Origin of the sequence: Winogradskyella pulchriflava, from assembly GCF_042434315.1 — a bacterium.
GTDB classification, from domain to species: Bacteria; Bacteroidota; Bacteroidia; order Flavobacteriales; family Flavobacteriaceae; genus Winogradskyella; species Winogradskyella pulchriflava.
Genome location: NZ_JBHLTQ010000007.1, coordinates 86,997 through 112,000 on the forward strand (window position 1 = coordinate 86,997; position 25,004 = coordinate 112,000).

A 25,004-nucleotide genomic window follows, 5' to 3' on the forward strand; every position below is an offset into this window, starting at 1 on the left:
TGTTGTAAATTTGCACTTTCTTAAAAATTAAACTCCATTTATGTCTGAAACAAACCAAGCGATTCAAGAAAAGAAAACCGATAAAGAATTATACGAATACCAACAAGGAGCCATAAGTCAGATTTTTGACAAATTTGATAACGCTCCAGACGATTATCACTTACTATACCAACTACCAACTGGTGGTGGAAAAACGGTTATTTTTTCTGAAATGGTTCGCCAATACTTAAAAAATCATAATAAAAAAGTATTGGTAATGACTCACAGAATTGAGTTGTGCAATCAGACCTCTAAAATGCTTACAAGTTTTGGTGTTACCAATAAAGTGGTAAATAGTAAAGCTAACCTAGATGACCAAGCCGATTACTCGTGCTTTGTGGCCATGGTAGAAACCCTAAATAACCGCCTTAATGAAGAGAAACTCGACATTTCTGATGTTGGTTTAGTGATTATAGATGAAGCACATTACAACTCATTTACAAAACTGTTTAAGTTTTTTGAAAATTCCTTTATCCTTGGTGTTACCGCAACACCATTGAGTTCTAACAAAGAACTTCCAATGAAAGACAATTACGATGAACTCATTGCAGGTGAAACCATTGAAAACCTTATAGAAAATGAGTTTTTAGCACGTTGCGAAACCTATGCTTATGATATGAGTTTAACTTCATTAGAAGTGGGTTCTAATGGTGACTATACCGTAAAATCTTCTGAAGATTTATACTCTAGTCCAGCGATGTTGCAAAAAACCATAGACGCTTACAAAAAACATTCGCTAGGGAAGAAGACCCTTATCTTTAACAATGGTATAAACACATCTATTAGTGTGTATTATGCATTTAGAGAAGCAGGTTTGCCAATAATGCACTTAGACAATACTGCAACCAAAAAACAACGTAAGCAAATTTTAGAATGGTTTCATAATACACCAAATGCTATACTGACTTCGGTAAGTATTTTAACCACTGGTTTTGATGAGCCAACTATAGATACTATCATCCTTAACAGAGCTACAAAATCGTTGACATTATACTACCAGATGATTGGTAGAGGCTCGCGTATTCTTAATAACAAGTCTAAATTTACAGTAATTGACTTAGGAAATAACCTCTATAGATTTGGACCTTGGGGAGCAGATTTAGACTGGCAACTTATTTTTAAATCACCAAACTGGTTTGCAGACCGTATTAAGGATGATGAATCAATCGAAGCGAATTTTAAACACGAATTGTCAGATGATATTAAAGATGAGTTTTCAAAATCTGAAAACACGTATTTTGATATTAGACAAACCTACAAAGACGCTGTAGATGCAGGTGAATCCTCTAAAGTAGTGCTAGAACGTTCCATTGAACAGCACGCCAAAATTTGCATAGAAAACAGTGAAGATGTGTATGATGCCATTGCTTTGGCAAAATTGCTAAAAGATGATATTAATATGCGTATTGAAATCTATGCCAAGTGTATCAGTAAAAGCACGCATAACTTCTTAAAATGGTTAAAAGACGATTATAAGCAGAAATTGAATTCATATTTACGTGCCAACTTTGACGAAAAGTTTGAAGAAATTCATGGGCATCCACCAGAGGATTAATTTCCTTATAACACAACATATTTATTATGGCAACATTTTCAGAATTAGGCATTCATAAATCGTATATAAAAGGTCTAAAAGAACTCGGTATTGTAAATCCAACAGAGATACAAGAGGCCGTTATTCCTGTTTTGTTAGAATCTAAGACCGATTTGATTGGTTTAGCACAAACCGGAACAGGTAAAACAGCAGCCTTTGGCTTACCAGTGCTGCATAGCATTGATAAAAATGAGGATAACGTACAAGCCCTTATCATTGCACCAACAAGAGAATTGGTACAACAGATAAAGAAGCAGCTCTTTAAGTTTACTAAATATATTGATGGTAAAATCTTTGTTGAAGGTGTCTATGGTGGTGAGAAAATGGATCGACAAATAAAAGCCTTAACCAGAGCCACACATATTGTTGTGGCTACACCAGGACGCTTACTAGATTTGGTAGAGCGTGGAGCTGTAGATATTTCTACTGTAAAAACTTTGGTTTTAGACGAAGCTGATGAAATGCTTAGCATGGGTTTTAAAGAAGATCTTAATAAAATATTAAAGTACAATACAACAAAGCGAAATACTTGGCTGTTTTCAGCAACCATGCCAGAAGAAATTCAACGTATTATAAAAACATACATGTCGCCAGATGCCGTTAGAGTAGAGGTGAACAAGAATACTTTGGTAAACGCTAACATTTCGCATCATTATATTCAGACAAATATTAAGGATAAGCTTAATATGATTATCCGAATTTTGGAAAAGCGACAAGACGAACGTGGTATTATCTTCTGTAGAACAAAAGCGGGAACAAAAAATTTAGCACAACAATTGCAACACGAAGGTTTTTCAGTTGCAGCTTTAGAAGGAGATATGCAGCAAAAGGAACGCGATAAAGTGATGCGTGCGTTTAAAAATGAGAGTCTTCAAGTTTTAATTTCTACGGATGTTTCTGCAAGAGGAATCGATGTTAATAATCTCGCCTTTGTGCTACATCATCAGTTGCCAGAACATTTAGATTATTATACACATCGCAGTGGAAGAACAGCAAGAGCAGGTAAAACAGGACAATCCATTGCCTTAATAATTCCAAGAGAGATGCAAAAAGTCATTGAAACCCAAAAAGCTTTAGGTATTGTGTTTAGTGAGATTACGCTGTAATCCTATTCTTAAAATATTCATTGCATCATTGTTGGAATACACTTTGTAATTAATGCTAAAATTATATTACAATGAGTACATGAATAGTAAAATTCTTCAACAATGACAAGGGTTTCGGCTTTATTACAGAAGAAGGTTCAAACACAGATCATTTTGTTCACATTTCTGGATTGGTAGACGAAATTCGCGAAGGAGATAAAGCTGAATACACTCTTACAGAAGGCAAAAAAGGACTAAACGCAGTAAACGTAAAAGTTATCTAAGATATATTTAGCTTAACCTAAAATTATGGAGGCTCATCACTATGTGATGGGCTTTTTTTGTTTTAACGTCTTTATCTTTTTGAATATCAATAAGTTTTAAGGTCTTCTTATTAGGTTATCATAAAATTATTGCTTACATTTAAATCACCTTAATCTTCAAGAACACAGCCCTGTTTCTTGTTATCCCATTTAGACCACAATATATATTTTTAGAGCCCTTCTTCTAGACAGCTAAACCTTAACGAAGTTTAAAGATGGTCATTAAAATACATGAAATGATAGTGCTTACATTACGTCTTACGGAAAAATCTTTAGCCATGGAATACCAGTAGTTATTCTCCATTATTCATAATTCCCTTATACCTTAAAATTTAGCTATTAATCAATTAAAAATTAGAAATTATGAGTGCAAAAGACACAAATGTCACTGTAACAGTGGATACAGCGGCAATTAACAGTGGTAATACCAATACTACAGTAGTATTTTCAGACGATTTAGGCGATCCGTTAAGTCCAGGCGATCCAGCTAATTATGTTTCAACCGTTTATAAGAATAAGAAAATCACATGGACTGCCATTGCCTTAAATGGAACAACTCCAGTGTTCTTTCAAGATGTCAAAGCGGATGGAGGCTCTAAAATACTTAAAGACCTTCGTAGAGGAGACGGAATTAACAAGTACACAGCTAAAATAAAAAGTAACGGTTTTAGTGATGGTGACGAAGAAAGTTACAGTATCACTATAGGATTAGCTGGCTATGAAGGTATTGCTGGCAATAACGAATATGGACCTATTGCTTATCTAGGCAATAAAGTAGCTTTTATGAATAGTTATCAAAACAATGTTTGGCAAGTGGTTTCGGATGCGCCTTTTGAAATAGAAGGGGTTGCTGGTGAAAACACTCATGGAGCAATCGTTTATGCAGGTAGCCAAGTGGCATATATGAACAGTTATCAAAATAATGTCTGGCAATTGCTGTCACCTGCACCTTTTGAAATAGAAGGCATTGCTGGAGATAATGCACATGGAGTCATAGCATACTCGGGTAATCGCGTGGCTTATATGAACAGTTACGCCGAAAATGTTTGGCATGAAGTTGCTAAAGCTCCCTTTGATATTGAAGGTATAGCCGGAGAAAATACAGCTGGTGCCATTGTTTATTCAGGAAATCAAGTAGCCTATATGAACAGTTATCAAAACAATGTTTGGCAAACCGTTGCACCAGCACCATTTGATATCGAAGGCATTGCAGGTAACAATTCCCATGGCGTTGTTGCTTACGCTGGCTCACAAGTAGCTTACATGAATAGCTATGCCAATAACACATGGAATTCGGTGGCAAATGCTCCGTTTGTTATCGAAGGTATTGCAGGAAACAACTCTAAAGGTCCAATTATTTTTTATGGTCCGCAAGTAAAACATATGAGTAGCTATGCAGCTAATCTATGGACTGATGTGGCTCCTATGCCTTTTAATACTCAAACTTTTACTGTTGATCCTAAGATCAGAATGAAAGCCGATGGTACAAGATAAGATCTATCTTAATAAAGTTAAGACCTATTTTAGGATAGGTCTTTTTTTATGTTGCCTTCAAATTGTTGGTGGTCAGAACCAAAAGAAAGCAGATTATCTTAAAAATTTATTAAAAACAGGAAATTACAGTCTAACTGAATTTAGAATCCTTACTAAAATTACCGAATCTGAGACCAATCCAGATTCTATTCTTGCTTATGCCAATATTCTAATTGATAAAGCCGAAGCTGTTAAGCCTAAAGATTCATCTTTAGAGGCATTTAAAAATGGTTATTTAGCAAAAGGCAACGCACTATATTTCAAAGGAAATAATTCAAAAGCTATAGATGCATTTCTTAAAAGTCTTCATTACGCTGAAAAGGCTAAAGACAAACGTTCTATGGGCTACCTCCAGATATCTATAGCAGACACTTATGCTGCTATGGAAAATAATGAATTTGCAGGGCTATATTATAATAATGGTATTGAGGTTTTAAGAAAAATTCCTGATTCAACAAATCTAGCATCCGCACTTTTGAATGCTGGTGATTGGTCTATTACCTATCAAAAGTATGATGAGGCATTAGTCTATTTTAAAGAGTCGAGCCTTATTTTCAAAAAATTGAATAATGCAATGGGGAGAGCCTATAATCTTGGTAATATAGGCATAGTCTATGCTGAGCAAAATAAAGACGTACTTGCCGAAAATAACATAAATGAGGCTATTACAATTTTAGAAGAATTGGACGATTACTATGCGATATCTATCTACCTCACTTATTTAGCTGATATATATGCCGATAAAGAAAATTTTGATTTGGCATTTAAATATGCAAATCGAGGTCATACTCTATCAAAGAAAAATGGTTTAAAAAAAGAAATAAGTGATGCCAATCTTAAACTTTCAGAATTATATGAAAAAGCAGGTAATATAGAACTAGCACATCGTCATTACAAAGATTATATTATTTATAGGGACAGTGTAAGAAATATAGAAGAAGTTCAAAGAATTGGTAATGCTATGACGAGTAAAGCTCAAACTGAAGCAGAATTAGCCAATCAAAAACAAAAAACCCAAAATGTTCTAATGTGGGCATCTGTAGGTGTCTTATTCCTTATAGGTTTACTGGCTTATAGCTTATTTAAACGCCACAAATTCGTAAAGGCGACCAATAAAATCATTGCTGCCGAAAAGCAACGCTCAGACGACTTGTTATTAAACATTTTACCCGAAGACACAGCCCAAGAGCTCAAAGATAATGGGAGAGTGGTAGCTAAGAAGTTCCCGTCTGTAACGGTGTTATTTTCGGATTTTAAAGGCTTTACAAGCTATGCAGAAAACCTATCACCAGAAGATTTGGTAAAAACGATAGATTATTATTTTTCGCATTTCGATTTAATTATGGAAAAATACGGTCTAGAGAAAATAAAAACCATAGGTGATGCTTATATGGCTGCAGGAGGTTTGAATTTTGACAACGATAAACATGCCGAACAAATGGTTTTGGCAGCCAATGAAATGAATGCATTTGTTACCAAGGCCAAACAAGAAGACATAACCGATGCTACTTTTGATATAAGAATTGGCATCAACACAGGACCTGTTGTAGCTGGAGTAGTGGGTACCAAAAAGTTTGCTTACGACATTTGGGGAGATACCGTTAATATTGCTTCGCGTATGGAAAGTAATTCCGAACCAGGACGCATCAATATCTCTGAGGATACTTATAAAATGGTGCAACACGCATTTAATTGCGAATACAGAGGAAAACTAGCTGTAAAAAACAGAGGTGAATTGAATATGTATTTTGTGAATTATACCTAATACATAAAGCTACCAGACTGCAGTTTTTTTGTACTTTAATCCCATGAAATTATTTAATAAAATTAGATATAGGCTATTAAAGGGCAAACAGCTAACTAATTATTTAGTTTATGCCTTTGGTGAAATTATCCTTGTTGTTATTGGTATTCTTATTGCGTTATGGATTAACAATTGGAATAATGACCGCCAAATAGCCAACATCAACAGAAACTTACAAGAAAAGGTTTTGGTGCAATTAGATCGTGATATAGCGACTGTAGATTATTTTAGAAAAGAATTAGACACCTTAGATCAGGTGTATTTAAAATACTTGGAACGCGAATATGATGAAAACAAAGCCGCTGGTAAGAATGTTTTTTCAATGATATTGTTTGAAGTCACAGAACTAGGTCTCGATGAACATATAGTAAATTGGGTAGATAATGCCAAATTAGACGACACCAAAGCCTCAGAAAAACTTATTGATTTGAGTGGCACTTATAAATTATACTTTAAGAACATCAGTGATATTGAACGTATTATTTATGATAAAATAACAAGTAATCTCGAAATTCTTGAAAAAACACAACCTTGGTATTCAGAATTGATTACAGATTTTAGTTGTAAAACAGATTGTGTTAAGTATTTACTTGAAGACGAAAACCATAAAGCAAGAATTGCATCCTTACGATTTATATACATTAAAGCCTATGGTGATATTGTCAATGGCTTTTATTATGATTTACAAAGTGCAAAAAAAGATTTAAAAGCTAAAATGGGTGTTGCTACAGAATAATACACTTATTGTATTTTGCATTAACAGAGTACAGGTTCAAAAAATACTATTTTACATAATATAAATTATAGGACACTTTTAATATTTGATTATCCAGTGGATGATTAAATATAAAACGATTAGAAGTTCTAATAAACATGTAACCTATAATTTGTTTTAAAATGAAAACATCCTCAGGATCTTCTCATTTTAAAAGTATGTAAAATATCCCACAGTGTTCATAATTCCATTACAATATACAGTACTTGGGCATTAAATTACAGTACTCATAAATCTATTTATTTGATTTCCTTAAATCAAATGTAAGACCAACTGATAATTCATTTAGTTTTTAATAAAATCGCTGACAGAAATTCAAATAATACTAATGAAAAGTATCGATGTGTCATTAATACTTTTAATTCTTATTCATTCCACACACATTTTTGCTACTATTCAACTCTTTACTCATGTGGTTTCTACTTTATTAAATAAGTAATCATTAATCTCGTATCTCGATTTCAGAAAGATAGTGTTCCATTAGCTGATAAATAAACTATTTTAAATGAATTTTTCTGAAAACCTATACTGATATGAGCTTATACCAAAGCCTGTATTTTCAGAACATTTATATATGAAATTGATAATTTAATATTAGTACTGTCTAGGCTTGTCCTCATTTGTAAAGAAATAACTTCCTTTGGTTAGATATTTTACTAATTTTAAATCTATAAGCATAGAAATAAATTATATGGCATTTATTATCTTTTATCTTATTGGAGCATTTATATATTTACTATTAACAAAATCAACCTCTAAAAGATTTTTATATCTATCCTTTAAAAAGGAAGGAATTAAACAAGCAATTTCAACTATTGCGCATGACTTTTCCAAAATAATATATTGGTTGCCAAGCAGCATTTCAACTATAATTACTCTCCCTCGCAAAATTAGAGATGATAATGTTTACGGTTCGTATTTCTATTTAAGATATCCCATATACTTATTATTATTTATATTTTTTGTGCTATCACAATCTATAATCTTCATTTTTCTGGGTAAGTATTATTTTGATTATCAATATTCTAATATTGTAATTGTATTTTTTGAGATAGGCATTATTTTGTTTGGAATTAGTCACATAATTGGTATTAGAAGTGTAACTAACAAGCTTAAAACGTCAAATCTAAACATTTACTTAAGTTATATACTCTTCATATTCTTATTTGGTTTAACTTGTATTGGAACTGCCTATTTCAATGAATATCTATTTAATTCTTCCTCATTCCTTATTGAAAAGAAAAATTTCTTCGAATTCATAAGGAATTTTTACAACTTAGGTTATTCAGATATTTACAGAAATGTGACTACAGGGAACTTAAACGTTTTGACTTATGTTAATATAATTATTGCAATTATTTTTCTTGCAATTGCAATTTTTGACACTAGTATATTTTCAACTTTAAAAAGAACAGAAACTAGTAACTTAACTGTTGCTAAATGTTTGATATCAATAGGTAAAGAAAAAGAAGCAATTAAATGGTTTGATAAATGTGAATCAAAAAATGAAGATTACTACTCTATTAAATCTGTACTAATGATTGATCAAGACATTGATAAATCTATTTCATATGCAAATAATAGCTTATCAAGATTAGACTCAACTAGTAAAGATATAGTTTATGCCAAATTGATTTCTGATTTATTATTATTTGGAAAAATAAAGAAAGTGGAAATTATTTTTTCAAAATGGAGAAAGGAAATAAAAAATTATGAATTATATCAAGCATTTCTTTTAATCGCTGGCCAAATTAATAACAAATCTTTGATACCAAAAAAGAAGCACTTAAAGTCATCCAACAGAAAAAAATATCAAAAACATTTTGATTCTTTAGATTCTTTCGAACAAATTCTAGTCTTATATTTTGAACAAAGTTTCTCACTTAACAAATTTAGAGAAAGGGTCAGTAAAGCTATAAAAAACAACCCAGCAAAAATCTATACATATTCCCCTCATTTTATTCATTTCTTTCTGGGTAATAGGTTTATATCAAACGACATATATAAGGAGCTATCACCTAACCTTATTATTGAATTAGACGAAGTTGCTTATTTTATTGAATGTGTTAGAGATTTCGAAAACAATTCAGAATCACCTTTTGCAAGGCGGCTAATATGGGACTTCATAAGAGCATTTAGTATTGATTTTAAAAATACTTTTGAGAATCCGTTATGTAGATATATTAACAATTTTACTTTTGAAATTCCTGTTGAAGTTGATGATTATGGTTATAAATTAATAAAAATCAATTCATTAAGGCAAAGTATAAATAAATTAATCTATAAGTTTGACATAGGATTTTAATATAATGATTAATCCATTCCACACACATTTACTCCACTACTCTACCCGTGCGAAAAAGAGTGTTCCATTAACATTGTAAATAAACTTTTAGAAATAAATTTTTCAGAAACATAAGTACTAACATGCGCTTTTAACCAAATCGAAGAGTGAGATTCGACGAAGCTTGCGCAGTCACTTATCTCATTCAAGATTCATGAACTCATTAATTAAAAATAGAAATCTCGCGAATAAAGCCCATATTTACATAACGCTAGTACATTATGAAACATTTTTAATAATTTTTACCATAAATCACTGGCATCTGCCCTTTCCATTTATTCCATAAGTTTTTATCAGAAATTAAACTTGCCATAAAGTGCGCTACATTAATACGGCTTACTTTACCTGCGTTGAAAATAGCACTTCGTGTTGGTGATGGGTGAATCTCATAAGGTGTAACAGTATCTTCATTAATTAAGCCATCTGGTCTTACAGCAGCCCATTCTATATAATTGTCATTTTGTCCAATTTGAGTGCGTAAATAGTCTGCTGCTTTTTCATTATCCACATGAGGTGGTAACAACAAACGCAGTAAACCAATAACACATTTTTGAGCAAAAGAAATAGGTTCTTTTAAATCGCGATTACGATTGCCTGTAGTGTTCATTAAAACAAACTTTGTTGTGCTTTGCGGATGATTTGCTTTTATAGCATCGCATAAACGTCTCGTAGCATCTGTAACTAATTTCCTTGGTTGTCCATAGATGCCTTTAAACGTTAGGTTATGTCCAAGGCACGATGCTACAGCATCACAGTCGCTAACAATAGTACGCATTTCTGCTTCGCTTAAGTCTAAAACACTTGCAGTGATAATCTGTAAATTGTCGTTAGTTTTCCAAGATTCTGGTAACTTTTCTGGTGATCTTACAATAACTTTTACCTTCTGATTTTGAACAAGCAACTGTTCTACTAATTTACTACCTGTGGCACCACTTGCTCCTACTACTAATACTGTCATGTTGATTTTTTTTGATTGATTAATGTATTTTAAAGACGATAAACTAAAACGATTGTTTCACAATGCATTATAAACCCTTTGATTTACGCAAAATCTTTACAACACGACTATGTGTTATTTCTAATAAATTCCATTGGTAGCCTTCAAAATCGGTTGTATTCATAAATTGAATAACAACAGCATCAATATCTTTATGGTATTCTGCCATACATTGGTAGCCAGGAGCTAATCCACCATGATTAAACTCATAAAGTGAACTGTAGAGTTTCATTTCATTTTCATTGAGTAATGTACCATCGTTTAGAGCTCTTAAAAAGATGCCAACATCTTCAGCAGTAGCTATCATCATGCCGTTATTTTCGTTTTTGAAGTCTTTGTCAATGCCAACATAATAACCGCTCATAACATCGTCTAGATGTTTTACTTCATCTAGAGAACCAAACGTATTTTTTAGTCCAAGAGGTATTAGAATTTTGGTTTTAAAATACTCTTGACGAGAGCCTACTGTAACTTGCTCAATAATTCTCGAAAGCAATAAATAATTGGTATTGGAATAGCCATAATCTTCGTTAGGTTCAAAGTTGGCTGGTAAATCGAGTGCATATTTAAGCACGTCGATATTTGTGTTAGGTTGATTTTTCCAAAAGTCTGGATTGTCTGTAAAATTAGGAATACCACTACGATGTTGCACTAGCATTCGCAAAGTGATCTTGTCTGCATGTTCAATTCTTCCTACGAGTTCTGGGAAATAATCCGCTACTGTTTTATCTAAAGAAATATGATTTTCATTGGCTAATTTAGTGATAGCAACTGCAACATACAGCTTGCTAATACTCGCTATTTTGAATAAGGCATTTGGTTTGGCTGGTATTTTCTCTTCTTTATTATGATAGCCAGCTGTGTAAAAGGCTGGTGGTTTTCCGGCTTCATCTACATAGACAATGACACCATCAAAACCATAACTCAAAGTTTGGTCCACTTGCTCTTGAACCGTATCTGGCAATGGCAGTATCCAAGCCTTAACTAAAATCCATGGAATAAACCATAAGGATATAAATGTCCCAACAAATAATACAATTCTAAAAATCTGTTTGCCTTTTGATGTCTTCTTTTTGTTGTTTTTCATTTTTTGATGGTGTACTAATGTCAATTATAGTACAAATATCTTTTAGATTAAAACAATAACAAATTATGACTTACCGAACTGTAAAATATTAGGGATGAATTGGTTAAATTATCCTTTTATAAGTAAATAATAGAGTTTTTGTTAAACCTCACGTCGTAACACTTCCAAAGGAGAACTTTGTAACACACCTCGAATATTGCTGAGTCCAATGCCTAAGACCAAAAGTGAAATTACTGGTAAAAACACTAAAAATGGAACAACGGAAGGTACAAACGGTTCATTAAATACAAAAACTGCCAACAACATGGCACTTAGTAATGCCAATATAATGCCTACCAAACTACCGATAAGACCCAACAATACGTATTCTAAAGCCGAAATTTTGAGAATTTGCTTGTTTTTAGCACCTAAGGTTCTTAGTAAAACACTTTCCTTAATTCGCTGATATTTACTGGTTCTAACAGAACCAATTAAAACGATAATCCCAGTTAAGATACTAAAGAATGCCATAAAATTGATGATCCAAGTTACCTTGCTTAATATATCCTCGACAATCGTATAGACTTGTCTTAAATCTATAACCGTTACATTTGGATAATTCGCTACTACATCGCGTTGTAAATCTGCCGAACTGGCTTCATTAGGCGCGTTTGTGGTTAAGACATTAAACTGTGGTGCATTTTCTAAAACACCTTTTGGGAAGACAATGGAAAAATTAAGCTGTAATTGTCCCCAATCTACCATACGAATACTGCCAACAACGGTTTCCATAAGCACACCTTGCACATTAAATACAATAGGATCTCCTACTCTTACCTGAGCATCTTCAGCAAGATTATCTGAAATGGAAATTGGTATCACATCACCAGATGCTACTTTTGGTGTCCACTCCCCTTCTAGAATTTCTTCGGAAGCAATCAAACTATCTCGATATGTTGTTCTGAATTCATGATTATACACCCAACGCCTTATATGCACAGTACTATCTTGCTCAGCAACATTAGAAACTAAACCTTTAACGCTATGTATACGCATGGTTACTAATGGAATATTATTAATAACCTCTAAGTTATTATCTGTAATAGTTTTACTAATGGCAACACCTTGCTCTGGTTGAACATCTAATAAAATGATATTGGCAGATTGTGCCGTATTACCAACTTCGGTTTTAGACAGTAAAATATCTTTAGTAAAATATAACGTACTAATTAAAAATGTTCCTAAACCTATGGCTACGATTAACACCAAAGTCTGATTATTTGGTCTAAACAGGTTTAATAAACTCTGACGTGTCGTATATCCCAAAGACTTTGGAAACCACACTTTTATCATGCGCATGGTTAATTTTGCTATTCCAGCGAGTATAGCAAAGGTGATGAGCACACCAACTACAAAAGCAATGGCATAAGGCACATGTCTCAGTAGCCAATACGAAAACAAAAACAAGAATAAAATGATAGCACCAAAAACAGCAAACCTAGCTAACTTGGGCTGTATGGCATTGTTATCATCACTGATGCGCAATGCTGAAAGCGGAGATACATACCATGTGTTTAATAACGATAATAATGCAAACAATACAGCCATTAAAAACCCAAGTACAATACCCATTATAATAGGTTGAGCTGTAATAGATATAGTAACATCAAAAGGCAAAAATTCCTTTAAGATATACGGAAAGGATTCCTGAATACCAATACCAATAAGGCCTCCAATACAACCTCCTATGATACCAATTCCAGCAATTTGAATGAGATAAATTAAAAAACTTTGACGTCTTGAAGCACCCAAACATTTTAAAACTGCAATATGTTTCAGTTTTTCCCTAATGTAAATATGTACCGAACTCGCAATGCCAACACAACCTAAAAGTAAAGCAATAAATGCCACAAGATTTAAGAACTTGCCCATATTCTCATAACGACGACCTAAACGTCTGCTCGTGCTTGTATGTGTATCTAAATCTGCATTTTCAGCATCAAGCATGGGTTCTAAAACATCTTCCAATTGCTCCAAATCTGTTTGTGCATCAGCTTTATAATAGTATTGGTATTCTTTTCGACTTCCAAATTGAAGCAATTCGGTTTTTGGCACCAAACCATAAGGTATGACCACTGGTGGAGCCACAGAAGACATTACTGCAGAGCTACCAGGTAAACTGTTTAATGCGCCAATAATTGGTAAGGTTAATTGGCCTACTTTAATGGAATCTCCTGGTACAATATTATATTGAAGCATTAAGGTTGCATCGACCAAAGCACCTTGATCTTCTTGATACGATGTTGTGGCATCCTCTGGTTGGGTTTTCATTTTTCCATAAATAGGAAATGTACCTTCCAGTCCTCTAACACGCACCAACTTTGTACCTCCATTTTTTGGAAAGGCAATCATCGATACAAAATTAACTTCGGTAGCCACAGGTTTTAAAGAATCGATAATGGCTTGCGCACGTTCATTAGGAGTTTCGTTAATATCAATAAGATAATCCGCTCCCATTAAGGACTTGGATTGTTGTTGAATATTATCCTGAAGATTATCCCGGAATAACTGAATGGATACTACAGCAGCAATGCCTAAAACGATAGATGCCATAAACAATACCAAGCGCACGCGACTAGCCTTAGCATCTCTCCATGCCATCTTAAAGAGCCATGGCAAATTGGTTTTTGATTTTAATGGTTGTGAATTCAATGTGCAGCAGTAGGTTGATTAGTTATTATTTTTCCACCTTTTAATCGAAGGATTTGTTGGGTACGGTTTGCTAAATCTAAATCGTGAGAGACTATAACCAAAGTCGTATTAGATGCTTTGTTTAAATCGAATAACAACTTAATCACTTTTTCTCCGGTTTCTTCATCTAGATTACCAGTTGGCTCATCAGCAAATAAAATAGAAGGAGAATTAGAAAATGCTCTAGCTAAAGCCACACGTTGTTGTTCACCTCCAGAAAGTTGTGAAGGATAATGATGAAAACGATCCGCTAATCCAACCTGTTCTAAGAGTTCCATACCACGTTTTGAGGCATGCTTTGCACCTTGAAGTTCTAACGGAACACTAACATTTTCTAATGCTGTAAGTGTTGGCAATAACTGAAAGTTTTGAAATATAAAACCCACTTCCCTATTTCGTAATTGGGCACGTTCATCTTCACTTAAGGTGCTGAGATCATGGCCGCATAACTCAACACTTCCTGCATTAGGAGTGTCTAGCCCAGCACAAATACCCAATAAAGTGGTTTTTCCACTACCTGAAGGTCCAATGATAGAAAAGGTCTGCCCTTTTTCCACATCAAAACTAATATTTTGTAATACTGTTAATTGTTTGTTACCGCTTGTATATGTTTTTTCAAGACCATTAATCTTTAATATCTTTGACATAAATCGTTTAATTTATTGCTTCATTTATGAATAAGGCTCAAAATAATCAATTGGTTTCAATTCTTCTAAATTCTCTATCGCATAAAATCTTAAAGTTTTGTTATTTTATGGTGCTTTGCCTATTCATAGTATCCTGTGGAGACAATAACAAAAAACAAAATACAGAGAATAGTAATGAAGTAGTTTCTGAAGAAACCAAAAACACCAATACTTCTGCAACTAAAACAATTCTCTTTTTTGGAGACAGTATTACAGCAGGTTATGGTTTAGACACAACAGACGATGCTTATCCAGCAGTAGTTCAGCAAAAGATAGATTCTCTAGACTTGAATTATACGGTTGTTAATTCTGGTGTTAGTGGTGAAACTTCTGCAGGTGGTAGAAGTCGGATTGGCTGGATATTAAATCAGGATATAGAAATCTTTCTTTTAGAATTAGGTGCTAATGATGGTTTACGTGGTGTGCCTTTATCTGAAACACGAAACAATTTACAAACTATTATTGATGCCGTAAAGAAAAAAGATCCAAGTATAAAAATCATATTAGCAGGAATGGAACTGCCACCAAATATGGGTCAGGATTATACTTCCGAATTTAGAAAAATGTATGCTGAACTGGCTAAAATTAACGAGGTTGTATTTATCCCTTTTATTTTAAAAGATGTTGGTGGTATTGCTGAACTCAATCAAAATGATGGCATTCATCCTACTATTGAAGGTCACAAAATTATTGCCAATACCGTTTGGGAATATTTGAAGCCTTTAGTGGATTTAAAATGATAAAATCAATTACATTCCACGTTTTCTAAAATCCTTTTCAATAGTATCGACAACCCAATTCGTGATTTTTTTAGCTATAGAACCTCTAAATAATCCAATAGCTTGTCGTAACCACCAATTGTCAATTTTCCCCTTTAGCTCTGCCTTTAAAATCGCTTTTACTCGATTTTTTATTGGAGTTTTTAACTCTGAAAAAGCTTTAGCATCAAACTCAGGCATCTCTTGCATTATATACTTTGATGGATTGGGCTCATCATTAGGATCTAATTTGCTAACATCTGGTATAATAGGCATATAGATTTTGCCATTATCCTCTTTTTTAAATTTTTCTACAGCTTCAGCACTTACTCCATAGAAAAGATTTTTGGGATCATCTGGAATATATTCCAAGAAAAGAAAACCTCGTAAAAAATTCTTAGCATTCTTACGTCCCAAAAAGAAATCGTGTTGCCTAAACTTTATATCTAAAAAGCCACCAAAACCACCAATGGCTCCTGTTGCCAAAGGATATTTTAATTCTTCAGTTAAATTTCCTAATTCCTTATATTTAAGAGGGTAAGCCATTAGTTTGAACAAATCAGTACCATAAGTATCTGATTGCTTGTTACGCGCTTGATTAAGAATTGTAGGTACAAGATGACCAACGATATCCAAAATACTCTTTACTTCTCTATTTGGTTTTTCATCTGAAGCCTCATCTTTAAAATTTGGAAAAGGATCTATCATTATTGTGCCATACTTAGGGTTTTTGGCATTAATATTTCCATGATTGGATTTTAGGCAGCGTAAAACTTCATCAAAAGGTTCATTATTTATAGCACCTCCATCTACTGCTGTAAAATCAAAATCGTCAGAATCTATAGCGTCAAAATCAATATCCATATTGGCAGTAAATCTTTTGCGCTTACTTAAGCTATTCTGTACATAGGTTTTGGTAAATTCATTTTTAAAATAGCGCGGAGATAAACCTACCGGAAATGCTCCAGTAGCCTTTGTAACCTTAATTAAAAAATCTTTGTTGCTAGATACTCCAGGTTTAGAAACTGGTCTAAACGGCAAGTAGTTTTCTACATCATCTAAATTACTATCATCGTAGTTAAGCTTAAAATGAGCAACAATATCATGATTACTAATACGATGTGAAGGCGGAATAGTCTTTAAAAACTTAGATTTTAATCGACTTAATCCTACCTTATAATCTAATGGTCTTAAGCTGGTGATGGTTAACAATACTCGCAAATCGTCAGAAACATAATTTGGTAAATTATTAGTATCCCAATTACTTGGAAGCTTTTCAAAAACACTTTCCGCTATCCTGTCTATTGGTTTAGAATTTAGTAATGAAGGTGCACCTTTTTTATTATCAAGGTCTGAATTGGAAAGCATTTTCTTAAAAGTGGTCTCCCCTTTACCTCTACCGTCGTATAGACTATCGTCATCATCTAAAAACACCCAACTATCATACAGAACGTTTCCTGTTTTGGTATTTGCTCTTTCTTTTACGGGTTTTAAGTTTCCATCACAAAGTGCCAGCGTGGTAATCATGCTTACCATACCACCTGCAGATGCACCTCCAATAGCATCAATGACAACATTATGATTGGGAATAAAGTCGTTATTTAACTGCTTAGCTTTTTCCCACTCTGATAATGCTTCTAAAATGTAATCCATAAAACCAGCTGTGTATGCTCCAGCAGAAACTGCACCAGCCATAGTTAAGCCTAAATGAAATGTATTGGACTGAGACATAGTGTTTTTTTTTCTTTTTATATAACAATGAGGCATAACCTTTATGGCTATGCAATACGTCAACAAGATTAATAACAAGGAATTATTAAGGGATAGTTAAAGGTAAAACTTTTTAAGAAATATAAGGATGGTAAAAGTTTAAAAACAAAAAAATCCTGAATGAACATTCAGGATTTTTAATGGTTATATAAAGTATATAACGTAATTATATATTCGGTTCAGTATAATCTGTTAATACAATATCCTTATTAGCCACAAGGGTACCGTTTTCTTCTTTTGTAGTTAGAATTCTATCTGTTTGTTCGCTTTTAGTTAAGCGTTTACGACATCTTTTAGTTAATAATGGGTCGTCATTAAAAATAAATGATTGCAACTCGTATGCTTCCTTTGAAGGGGCTTTAATTAGCGGAAAAATTTGTTGTAACTGGTTGTAACGTCTGTCGTTACCTGGTACAAAGGTGTAAAATGTATATTTTCCATCCGCATCAGTCTTTACCCAACTTCTATGAAACACATAACGTTCATCACCTGTTCTTCTAAGGTCAAAATCACCATCTTCATCAGGTTGCTCTATATATAGAATAACATCCTTAGCTGGTGTTACACCATCGCTTTGATAGACTATACCACTTAGTATTAATTTATTAGTTTTAGATCTGTAGTCTGGTATTGTATCTGTATTACTTAACTGGTTTTCAGCACGATCATGTATAGGATTATTTGAAACTTCTTGTGCAGAAATTGGATTAATAACGCTGTAAAAACAAACTAAAAATAAAGTAATGATTAGATTTTTCATAGTACTAAAGATTTGGGTTACACCAAAAATGCTTCAAATCTCAGTACTATCCTTAAAAACTATATAAAAGGATACAATTGTACGACTAAATGAAAAAGCTAACCAAATTCTTCGGTAAACTACATAGATAATTTTAAAGAAAAAGTAGTATTAGAGTCAAATTTTTTGGAGTCATATTCACGGTTTTTTTGTCAAAAATTTACCTCATTTTCGTAGTTTCAAAACTGATTTTTTCGACTAATTTCGTTATAAATTATGTTAAAATTTCAACTCAAAACCCAAAAATTAGCACTGTGTATTTCATCGATAAAATATGCATTTTATCCACTATTTACGCACTTAATCCATGTTTTTTGCATTTAAAGTGTTAAAATTTTTAAGGAAAAAATGATGAATTTTACTTGTTTTTCTTATAAATTTATATAGATTTGTCTTCATTAGTCCAAATCAAACACATAAAATATGAAAACAAAACTTACTTTATTTGGTGCCATTTTTTTTATAATGATGAGCATGGGTCATGCTCAAGAAAAAAAAGTTATCAAGAAGAAAAAAAATGAATCACAGAGTATCATCAGTGGCAAGGTAAATATATCAAAATACCATAGTCGTGAACAGTTAGATGATATGACAAAAGGCGAATTACTGGATCTATATATAGAACGCATAAGAGTAATTGTGAATATTCTGCCAAATATTGCTTTCGCTACCAAGCCTGGGGTAACTATGGAAGACTTGGGGATTCCTGAAACTAAAGATAATGTTAATGCTTTAGAAGACAATATTGAAGCTTCAGATGATTATTTTGATAGCACTATTGAGTTTCAGAAGAAAATTTTACCTTATTCTGATACCAATGACCTTATTGCTGCTATATTATTTTATGAAGCAACATTAAAATCTTTACATACTTATAACGATTTTAAAGAGGATTAATTTTATAGAATATATGTTCTTTATATCGGCAATAATTGTCGAGCTCTTTTAAGACACAATAACCAAGTATATGATTTACAGCCTGTTATTAAAACTATAAAAACTTGACATATAAATGTTAATTTTGTAGGAAAATTAATAATATTTGTAATATATTATGTATTTCGTCGATAATATTTGTGTTTCATAGGTTCAATGGCTATGTTTGGTAGTCATAGATCTAATAATTTTTATCTAAAATAATTGAATTAACTACTATGAAAAATTTTATTCAAACCGCTCTTGTATTTTTATTGGTGTGCTCCAATGGTCTGGCACAGCAAGAAAAAGGAATAATTGGTTATGACAATTGGCTGAATGCTTGGACTGAGTTTAAACCTAGTACAGCTAAATATGGTGAGCCTACACAAATTTTAAGTGGTAATATATCATCAGACACCAAATTATACAAACGCGATACCTACCTTCTTTTAGGTGATGTTTTCGTTACTAACAATGCTACACTTACCATTGAACCTGGTACAGTTATCATGGGCGATTTTAAAACCAAAGGATCGCTTACCATTAGTAAAGGATCTAAAATCATTGCAAAAGGTACGCAGACAGATCCTATTGTATTCACTTCAAACAGAGGAAGTAAAAAACAAGGTGATTGGGCTGGATTATTTATTCTAGGCGATGCTCCTTTAAATATTTTTGGAGAAGTAGCATCTCTAAACTACGGATTAAAAACATCTTCTACCGAACACATTTCTTATGGTGGTGATAACGTAGAGAGCAATTCTGGTATCTTAAAATATGTAAGAGTAGAATTTGCTGGTAAAAGAACTAAAGCTCACGGTTACCTTAACGGAGTTACATTAGCAGGTATTGGTAATAAAACCATTGTTGAAAATGTAATGGTAAGTTATTGTGCAGGTAATTCATTCAATATATTAGGTGGTAATGCTATACTAGAAAAAGCTGTGTCTTATAGATCTAGTAGAAACGATTATGAATTCAACTATGGTACGCAATGCCAATTGATTAACTCTCTTGCTATTAGGACTCCATATATTTCAAGTGCTGATGGATCGAGATGTTTAGTAGTAAAATCATACAATGAAAAAGAAGAGGCAGATACTACCAAAAAACAAACTTTTGTTAATGCTGAAAATTTAACCTTGGTTAATATTTCTGAAGATTTAAGGTCTGACATAAACGTTGGATTGGTGCAAGAAGCTATTTACGTTGGTGCAGATGTATCTTTTTCAATAAATAAGAGTGTTATTTCAGGCTTCTATCCTGCAGTAATCTTAGATAATAACATTCAATTGAACAACCAAAACCTTGAAAAGATTCAATTTACAAGAACTTATTTTAATAACTGTAAAGGTAATATCTACAGAAGTGGCTATACAAATAATGATGATTTAGAAAGTTGGTACGGAAGTAGAGCTTTTGATAATTTATATGCTCGAGGTTCTGATTCAGAAACATTTATTGATGCTAAAAGCAGTAGAAATCCAGACTTTAGACTTCAAGTAAATAGAATTATTGCTTCAAACGATTTTATTGATGATGATGACGACTAAAACCGCAATACATTAAATTTTAATAAAAGTAAATAACTATCAATTTGCTATTGAGATAACAAATTATAAACGCTTATAGATTAAAGAATTACACCTAACAAAAATGCTAACTACTAAATCAAATAGATTTTATCTTATACTATGCTTTATTGCCTTTGTATTTCATGGAGAAGTCTATGCTCAATTGGTTATTGGCACTCCAAACTTAGGTTTTAGCCAAGCTTGTGCTAGTGATGCGTTCAACTCTTATGATGTAACTTTTGTATTCTCCCCTGAGTCTGCATTAAATGCTTCTAATCAATTTACTATAGAATTATCAGATGCAAATGGCGATTTTTCGAATGCAACAGTAGTTTATACATCTTCACCAGGATGGGTAACAGATTCTCCAGCTACACTTAATTTTTCACTACCAGAAGATACGGCTGGCGAAAATTATAAAATCCGTATAAAAAGTAGTTCACCTGCGGCTACAAGTACAGCTTCAGTTGCTTTTGCGGCATATTACAAACTACAAGATTCACCATTTACAATTAATAATTTAGTTTCTACTGGTGCCTATTGTACAGGTGGAAGTTATTTACTTGCTATTGATAATCCAGGTAATGGCAACAACGATTCTCCACTCAACTACCCTTCCCTAACATTTAATTGGTATAAGGAAACAAGCCCTACAACTTCAGTATTTGTTGCAGAAGGGAATTCCCTAACAGTTAGTGAGGAAGGTACATATTTTGTTGAAACCAATTATGGTAGTTGTACCTCAAATTCATTTTCTAACCGTGTTACAATTAGCGAAGCAGTATCTGGGCAAGCCAATGCCACTATCGCTTCGAGCTTAGGGAATCCTTATTGTCCGGAACAAGGTATGACAACGCTTAGCACTATTGGAGGCATTAGTTACCAATGGTTTAAAGACGGAATTATGATTCCTGATGCCACAAATCAAATGTACCAAACTGATGAGTCTGGTATATTTTCAGTTCAAGTGGACTTGGGAGATTGTTCCGCAATAGGCTCAATAGATTTAGTGAGTGAACTTTTTGAAAGTGAAATCAATGTTGACGAAGCCAACAATATGTTGGCAGGTGAAACACTTACTGTTACAGTTACCACAAATGCAACAAACCCAGAATATTTCTGGTACTATAACAATCAATTATTAACCAATGAAACTCAAAATACTTTTGAAGCTTCTGAGTTTGGTGATTATGAAGTTGTGATTACTGAAACCTCAGGATGTAATGCTTCAAAATCTTATCAATTTTCTATTGAAGAAGGCATTGATCCTTTTCCAGATGTAGATAAGATTCCTAATGTTATTAGCCCAAATGGTGATTTCACCAATGATACTTGGGTATTGCCATTGCAATACACAACAGGTACTAACACAGAAATTGTGATTTTAAATGAACAAGGTAAAGTTGTTTTTCAAACTATAGACTATCAAAATAATTGGCCAGAGAATGATTTAAATCTTATAAGCGTCAATCAATTATATTATTATATCATCACAACCAGTGATGGTAAAGTTAAAAAGGGATCAATAACTATTGTTAAATGATATGAAAACACCTCTTCTGATCCTCGTAATAATATTCTGTTCTGTCCAGTTCATCTGGTCACAGGAGGAGGATGGTGTGGTTTCTTTTGATTTACCAATAAGAAATTCTTTAGTATTTAACCGTTATTCCATTAACCCAACGTTTAGCTTTGTAAGAGAGCAAAACAAATACATTAGCTTCAACAACAAGAGAGAATGGGTGCAATTTGAAAATGCACCAGAAACATTTTTAGGTAGCTACTCTGGGCGTTTTTCAGAAAACATTGGTGCTGGTTTAGCCGTATTTCAACAAAATTATGGGGTTTTAACAACCTTTGGAGGCTTGTTAAACTTTGCCTATAACGTTAAGCTTAGACAAGATACTAACCTTACTTTTGGTCTTAACGTAGGTGCATATAAAAGTGGTGTTAATACCTCTAATGTGGTCACTAACTTTGATGATCCATCTTTACAAAATGTACCAGAAAACTTTTTGCTTACTGTAAACCCAGGAATTAATTACGGAACAAAATTTATAGATTTTGGTGTATCCATAAATAATCTTGTGCTTTATAATATTGAGACATCTGCAATGATTGAAGATGATCCTAAACAAAGTATTCAAGCGCATGTTATGCATACTGGCTATTTTGATGGACGTGGTTTTTTTGAAAAAACTAAGTTTTCAGGAATTGTCATGTCAGAATTTAGAAAAGACGAAACTATTATTTCAGCTATTGCATCACTTAACGTACCAAAAGGTATTTGGTTTCAACTCGGATATAATAATCGTTATGGAGTATCTGGTGGCTTGGGCTTAAATGTCACAAAAAATATTGCATTAGAGTATAATGTAGAAAAAGCAATTGGTGAGATGGTTGAATTTGGACCATCACATGAAATAACATTGGCTTACAGGTTTATCTCTAAAAAGAAATTTGATTATAGTGGAGATGAAACAGTGAGTGGCTTATTTACTAAGAAAAGGAAAAAACCTATTGTTGAAGCTTCAGAAGAAGAACTTGCTGGTATCAGACAACGAGCGGCAGAACGTAGAGAACAAGCTAAATTGGCAAAGGAAGAAGAGTTAAAAGCTAAAGAAGAAGCTGAGGCCAACGCACTTGCGGAAGCAAAAGCAAAAGCACAACAAGAAGCCGAAGAAAAGGCAAAACAGTTAGCAGAAGAAAGAGCTAAAAAAGAAGCTGAAGCACAAGCTAAGTTAATTGCAGAACAAAAAGCAAAAGAATTAGCAGAAACAAGAGCTAAGTTACTAGCTGAGAAAAAAGCAAAAGAGGAGGCTGATGCAAAAGCCAAACAATTAGCAGAGCAAAAGGCTAAAGAAGAAGCTGAAGAAAGAGCTAAACTTTTAGCAGAGCAACAAGCACAACAAGAAGCTGAAGCTCAGGCACAATTATTAGCTGAGCAGAAAGCTAAGGAAGCAGCAGCATTACGTGCTAAAGCATTAGCGGAACAAAAAGCAAAAGATGAAGCTGAAGCACAAGCTAAACTTATAGCAGAGCAACAAGCACAGAAAGAGGCTGAAGCTCAGGCTCAATTATTAGCAGAGCAGAAAGCTAAGGAAGAAGAAGCATTACGTGCTAAAGCCGAAGCTGAAGCACAAGCTAGACAATTGGCAGAACAAAAGGCTAAAGAGGAGGCTGAATCGCAAGCGCAACTATTAGCGGAGCAAAAAGCTAAGGAAGAAGCTGAGGCTAAATCTACGGATGAATTATTCCCTAATCCTACTGACGAGATTGGTAAATCAATGCTTGAGATTACTAAAGAAGCAGAAAGCGCAAAAGCAGCTCAAAATAAACTATTAGAGCAGTTTGACAATATAGTTGAAATTAAAAATAAAGATCTAAAAGATTTAAAAGAAGAAAATGATCTTAGCGAACAAGGTATTGCAGTACAACCTAGACCTTTTAAAAGTATAACTGCAGAAAACAATGCCCTAAAAGCTATTAAAGTTGATTTAGATAAAGTTATTAATTCTAGAAATGAAAAGATTGAAGAATTAAAAACACTTTACGAACAAAGAACAAAAATTAAAGAAACCGAATTAGATGAAGTTACCCTTTTCTACAAAAATAAGATAGAACGATTAACAGAGGAACAATTAACAAGCGTAAGAGTCAAAGAGCAGTTAGAGAGCAAATTAGAAACTATTAGAGTAGCAACTGAATTTGAGAAAAGAAGACGTATTAAACGTGCTGCTTATGATAATGAATCAGACAGATATGCACAAGATAGAGCCATGTTGCAAAACATAAAACGCACAACGGATCTTACCACTACTCCTTTTACAGCTGAAGATTTTGATTTTGGAGAAATACAAAGTGGCAACATTAAGATTCTAAAGAATGTAAGTAATACCGACAGTGGATATTACCTAATCATTGCCGTGCATAGTAATATTAACAAACGAAATAGCTTTGTTACTAAAGTAGTAGCATCAGGACGTAGTAATGTAGATTTCTTCTATGATAAGAGCACTAGTAAATACTATATTTACTACGATAAGTTTGAAAACATAGAGCAAGCTATTACAGCTATGGAAGCTAAAGGAAATAGACCGTATAATAAAAACATGACCCTCGTGAAAATAGAAAATTAAATAAGTTAAGCCGTTCTTAATTATTTCATGCCCCAGAAATAATCAAGAA

18 protein-coding genes are annotated in these 25,004 nt (G+C 33.2%); 12 read left to right on the forward strand and 6 right to left on the reverse strand.

The features are described 5' to 3' along the window. Positions 1–40 precede the first annotated feature (40 nt). From ACFFGA_RS14000 to ACFFGA_RS14030, 7 genes are all read left to right on the forward strand, one after another. Positions 41–1,594: a DEAD/DEAH box helicase gene (locus tag ACFFGA_RS14000; protein WP_386064953.1), complete on the forward strand. Its 1,554-nt coding sequence runs from the start codon at positions 41–43 to the stop codon at positions 1,592–1,594. Positions 1,595–1,620: 26 nt separating this feature from the next. Further along, a complete protein-coding gene (locus ACFFGA_RS14005; RefSeq protein ID WP_386064954.1) occupies positions 1,621–2,739 on the forward strand; it encodes a DEAD/DEAH box helicase in 1,119 nt (372 codons plus the stop codon). Positions 2,740–2,822: 83 nt separating this feature from the next. Next, positions 2,823–3,002 (forward strand): cold-shock protein, encoded by a 180-nt coding sequence (locus ACFFGA_RS14010; protein ID WP_386065182.1) that lies wholly within the window; start codon positions 2,823–2,825, stop codon positions 3,000–3,002. Between the two features lie 402 nt (positions 3,003–3,404). Next, entirely contained in the window at positions 3,405–4,535 is a 1,131-nt protein-coding gene (locus tag ACFFGA_RS14015; RefSeq protein WP_386064955.1) for a hypothetical protein, read from the forward strand. Next, on the forward strand, positions 4,522–6,339 hold the full coding sequence (locus tag ACFFGA_RS14020) for an adenylate/guanylate cyclase domain-containing protein (RefSeq protein WP_386064956.1): 1,818 nt from the start codon (positions 4,522–4,524) through the stop codon (positions 6,337–6,339). The genes ACFFGA_RS14015 and ACFFGA_RS14020 overlap by 14 nt, the downstream gene beginning before the upstream one ends. Before the next feature lie 43 nt (positions 6,340–6,382). Next, complete coding sequence (locus ACFFGA_RS14025) at positions 6,383–7,114, forward strand: hypothetical protein (protein ID WP_386064957.1); 732 nt, start codon at positions 6,383–6,385, stop codon at positions 7,112–7,114. 730 nt (positions 7,115–7,844) lie between these two features. Continuing rightward, positions 7,845–9,458 (forward strand): hypothetical protein, encoded by a 1,614-nt coding sequence (locus tag ACFFGA_RS14030; RefSeq protein WP_386064958.1) that lies wholly within the window; start codon positions 7,845–7,847, stop codon positions 9,456–9,458. A 271-nt stretch (positions 9,459–9,729) separates the two neighbouring features. On the opposite strand, the gene ACFFGA_RS14035 is transcribed toward ACFFGA_RS14030, so the two are convergent. The 4 genes from ACFFGA_RS14035 to ACFFGA_RS14050 form a co-directional block, all read right to left on the reverse strand. Continuing rightward, positions 9,730–10,455 (reverse strand): NAD(P)-dependent oxidoreductase, encoded by a 726-nt coding sequence (locus ACFFGA_RS14035; RefSeq protein WP_386064959.1) that lies wholly within the window; start codon positions 10,453–10,455, stop codon positions 9,730–9,732. 67 nt (positions 10,456–10,522) lie between these two features. Continuing rightward, positions 10,523–11,581 (reverse strand): serine hydrolase domain-containing protein, encoded by a 1,059-nt coding sequence (locus tag ACFFGA_RS14040; RefSeq protein ID WP_386064960.1) that lies wholly within the window; start codon positions 11,579–11,581, stop codon positions 10,523–10,525. A gap of 141 nt (positions 11,582–11,722) precedes the next feature. Next, positions 11,723–14,221, reverse strand: coding sequence for an ABC transporter permease (locus tag ACFFGA_RS14045; RefSeq protein WP_386065184.1), 2,499 nt, complete (start codon positions 14,219–14,221; stop codon positions 11,723–11,725). 47 nt (positions 14,222–14,268) lie between these two features. Further along, positions 14,269–14,958, reverse strand: a complete 690-nt coding sequence (locus tag ACFFGA_RS14050; protein WP_386064961.1) for an ABC transporter ATP-binding protein — start codon at positions 14,956–14,958, stop codon at positions 14,269–14,271. A 26-nt stretch (positions 14,959–14,984) separates the two neighbouring features. Between ACFFGA_RS14050 and ACFFGA_RS14055 the strand changes: the two genes are divergently transcribed. Further along, a complete protein-coding gene (locus ACFFGA_RS14055; RefSeq protein ID WP_386064962.1) occupies positions 14,985–15,737 on the forward strand; it encodes an arylesterase in 753 nt (250 codons plus the stop codon). Between the two features lie 9 nt (positions 15,738–15,746). Here the strand turns inward: ACFFGA_RS14055 and ACFFGA_RS14060 are convergent, their stop codons facing one another. Then, on the reverse strand, positions 15,747–17,486 hold the full coding sequence (locus ACFFGA_RS14060) for a patatin-like phospholipase family protein (protein WP_386064963.1): 1,740 nt from the start codon (positions 17,484–17,486) through the stop codon (positions 15,747–15,749). Between the two features lie 205 nt (positions 17,487–17,691). Further along, the gene (locus ACFFGA_RS14065; protein ID WP_386064964.1) at positions 17,692–18,285 is read right to left on the reverse strand and encodes a hypothetical protein; all 594 of its coding nucleotides are present in this window, start codon (positions 18,283–18,285) and stop codon (positions 17,692–17,694) included. 462 nt (positions 18,286–18,747) lie between these two features. Between ACFFGA_RS14065 and ACFFGA_RS14070 the strand changes: the two genes are divergently transcribed. From ACFFGA_RS14070 to ACFFGA_RS14085, 4 genes are all read left to right on the forward strand, one after another. After that, positions 18,748–19,221 (forward strand): hypothetical protein, encoded by a 474-nt coding sequence (locus tag ACFFGA_RS14070; protein ID WP_386064965.1) that lies wholly within the window; start codon positions 18,748–18,750, stop codon positions 19,219–19,221. 257 nt (positions 19,222–19,478) lie between these two features. Then, positions 19,479–20,795, forward strand: coding sequence for a beta-helix domain-containing protein (locus ACFFGA_RS14075; RefSeq protein ID WP_386064966.1), 1,317 nt, complete (start codon positions 19,479–19,481; stop codon positions 20,793–20,795). 103 nt (positions 20,796–20,898) lie between these two features. After that, positions 20,899–22,359, forward strand: a complete 1,461-nt coding sequence (locus ACFFGA_RS14080; RefSeq protein ID WP_386064967.1) for a T9SS type B sorting domain-containing protein — start codon at positions 20,899–20,901, stop codon at positions 22,357–22,359. Position 22,360: 1 nt separating this feature from the next. Then, a complete protein-coding gene (locus tag ACFFGA_RS14085; protein ID WP_386064968.1) occupies positions 22,361–24,955 on the forward strand; it encodes a PorP/SprF family type IX secretion system membrane protein in 2,595 nt (864 codons plus the stop codon). Positions 24,956–25,004 lie beyond the last annotated feature (49 nt).

Coding starts and splice junctions, on each gene's coding strand:
- ACFFGA_RS14035 (WP_386064959.1), bottom strand. CDS start 10,455: ATGACAGTATTAGTAGTAGGAGCAAGTGGTGCCACAGGTAGTAAATTA.
- ACFFGA_RS14005 (WP_386064954.1), top strand. CDS start 1,621: ATGGCAACATTTTCAGAATTAGGCATTCATAAATCGTATATAAAAGGT.
- ACFFGA_RS14045 (WP_386065184.1), bottom strand. CDS start 14,221: ATGGCATGGAGAGATGCTAAGGCTAGTCGCGTGCGCTTGGTATTGTTT.
- ACFFGA_RS14085 (WP_386064968.1), top strand. CDS start 22,361: ATGAAAACACCTCTTCTGATCCTCGTAATAATATTCTGTTCTGTCCAG.
- ACFFGA_RS14075 (WP_386064966.1), top strand. CDS start 19,479: ATGAAAAATTTTATTCAAACCGCTCTTGTATTTTTATTGGTGTGCTCC.
- ACFFGA_RS14015 (WP_386064955.1), top strand. CDS start 3,405: ATGAGTGCAAAAGACACAAATGTCACTGTAACAGTGGATACAGCGGCA.
- ACFFGA_RS14040 (WP_386064960.1), bottom strand. CDS start 11,581: ATGAAAAACAACAAAAAGAAGACATCAAAAGGCAAACAGATTTTTAGA.
- ACFFGA_RS14050 (WP_386064961.1), bottom strand. CDS start 14,958: ATGTCAAAGATATTAAAGATTAATGGTCTTGAAAAAACATATACAAGC.
- ACFFGA_RS14060 (WP_386064963.1), bottom strand. CDS start 17,486: ATGTCTCAGTCCAATACATTTCATTTAGGCTTAACTATGGCTGGTGCA.
- ACFFGA_RS14030 (WP_386064958.1), top strand. CDS start 7,845: ATGGCATTTATTATCTTTTATCTTATTGGAGCATTTATATATTTACTA.
- ACFFGA_RS14025 (WP_386064957.1), top strand. CDS start 6,383: ATGAAATTATTTAATAAAATTAGATATAGGCTATTAAAGGGCAAACAG.
- ACFFGA_RS14080 (WP_386064967.1), top strand. CDS start 20,899: ATGCTAACTACTAAATCAAATAGATTTTATCTTATACTATGCTTTATT.
- ACFFGA_RS14000 (WP_386064953.1), top strand. CDS start 41: ATGTCTGAAACAAACCAAGCGATTCAAGAAAAGAAAACCGATAAAGAA.
- ACFFGA_RS14070 (WP_386064965.1), top strand. CDS start 18,748: ATGAAAACAAAACTTACTTTATTTGGTGCCATTTTTTTTATAATGATG.
- ACFFGA_RS14065 (WP_386064964.1), bottom strand. CDS start 18,285: ATGAAAAATCTAATCATTACTTTATTTTTAGTTTGTTTTTACAGCGTT.
- ACFFGA_RS14020 (WP_386064956.1), top strand. CDS start 4,522: ATGGTACAAGATAAGATCTATCTTAATAAAGTTAAGACCTATTTTAGG.
- ACFFGA_RS14055 (WP_386064962.1), top strand. CDS start 14,985: ATGAATAAGGCTCAAAATAATCAATTGGTTTCAATTCTTCTAAATTCT.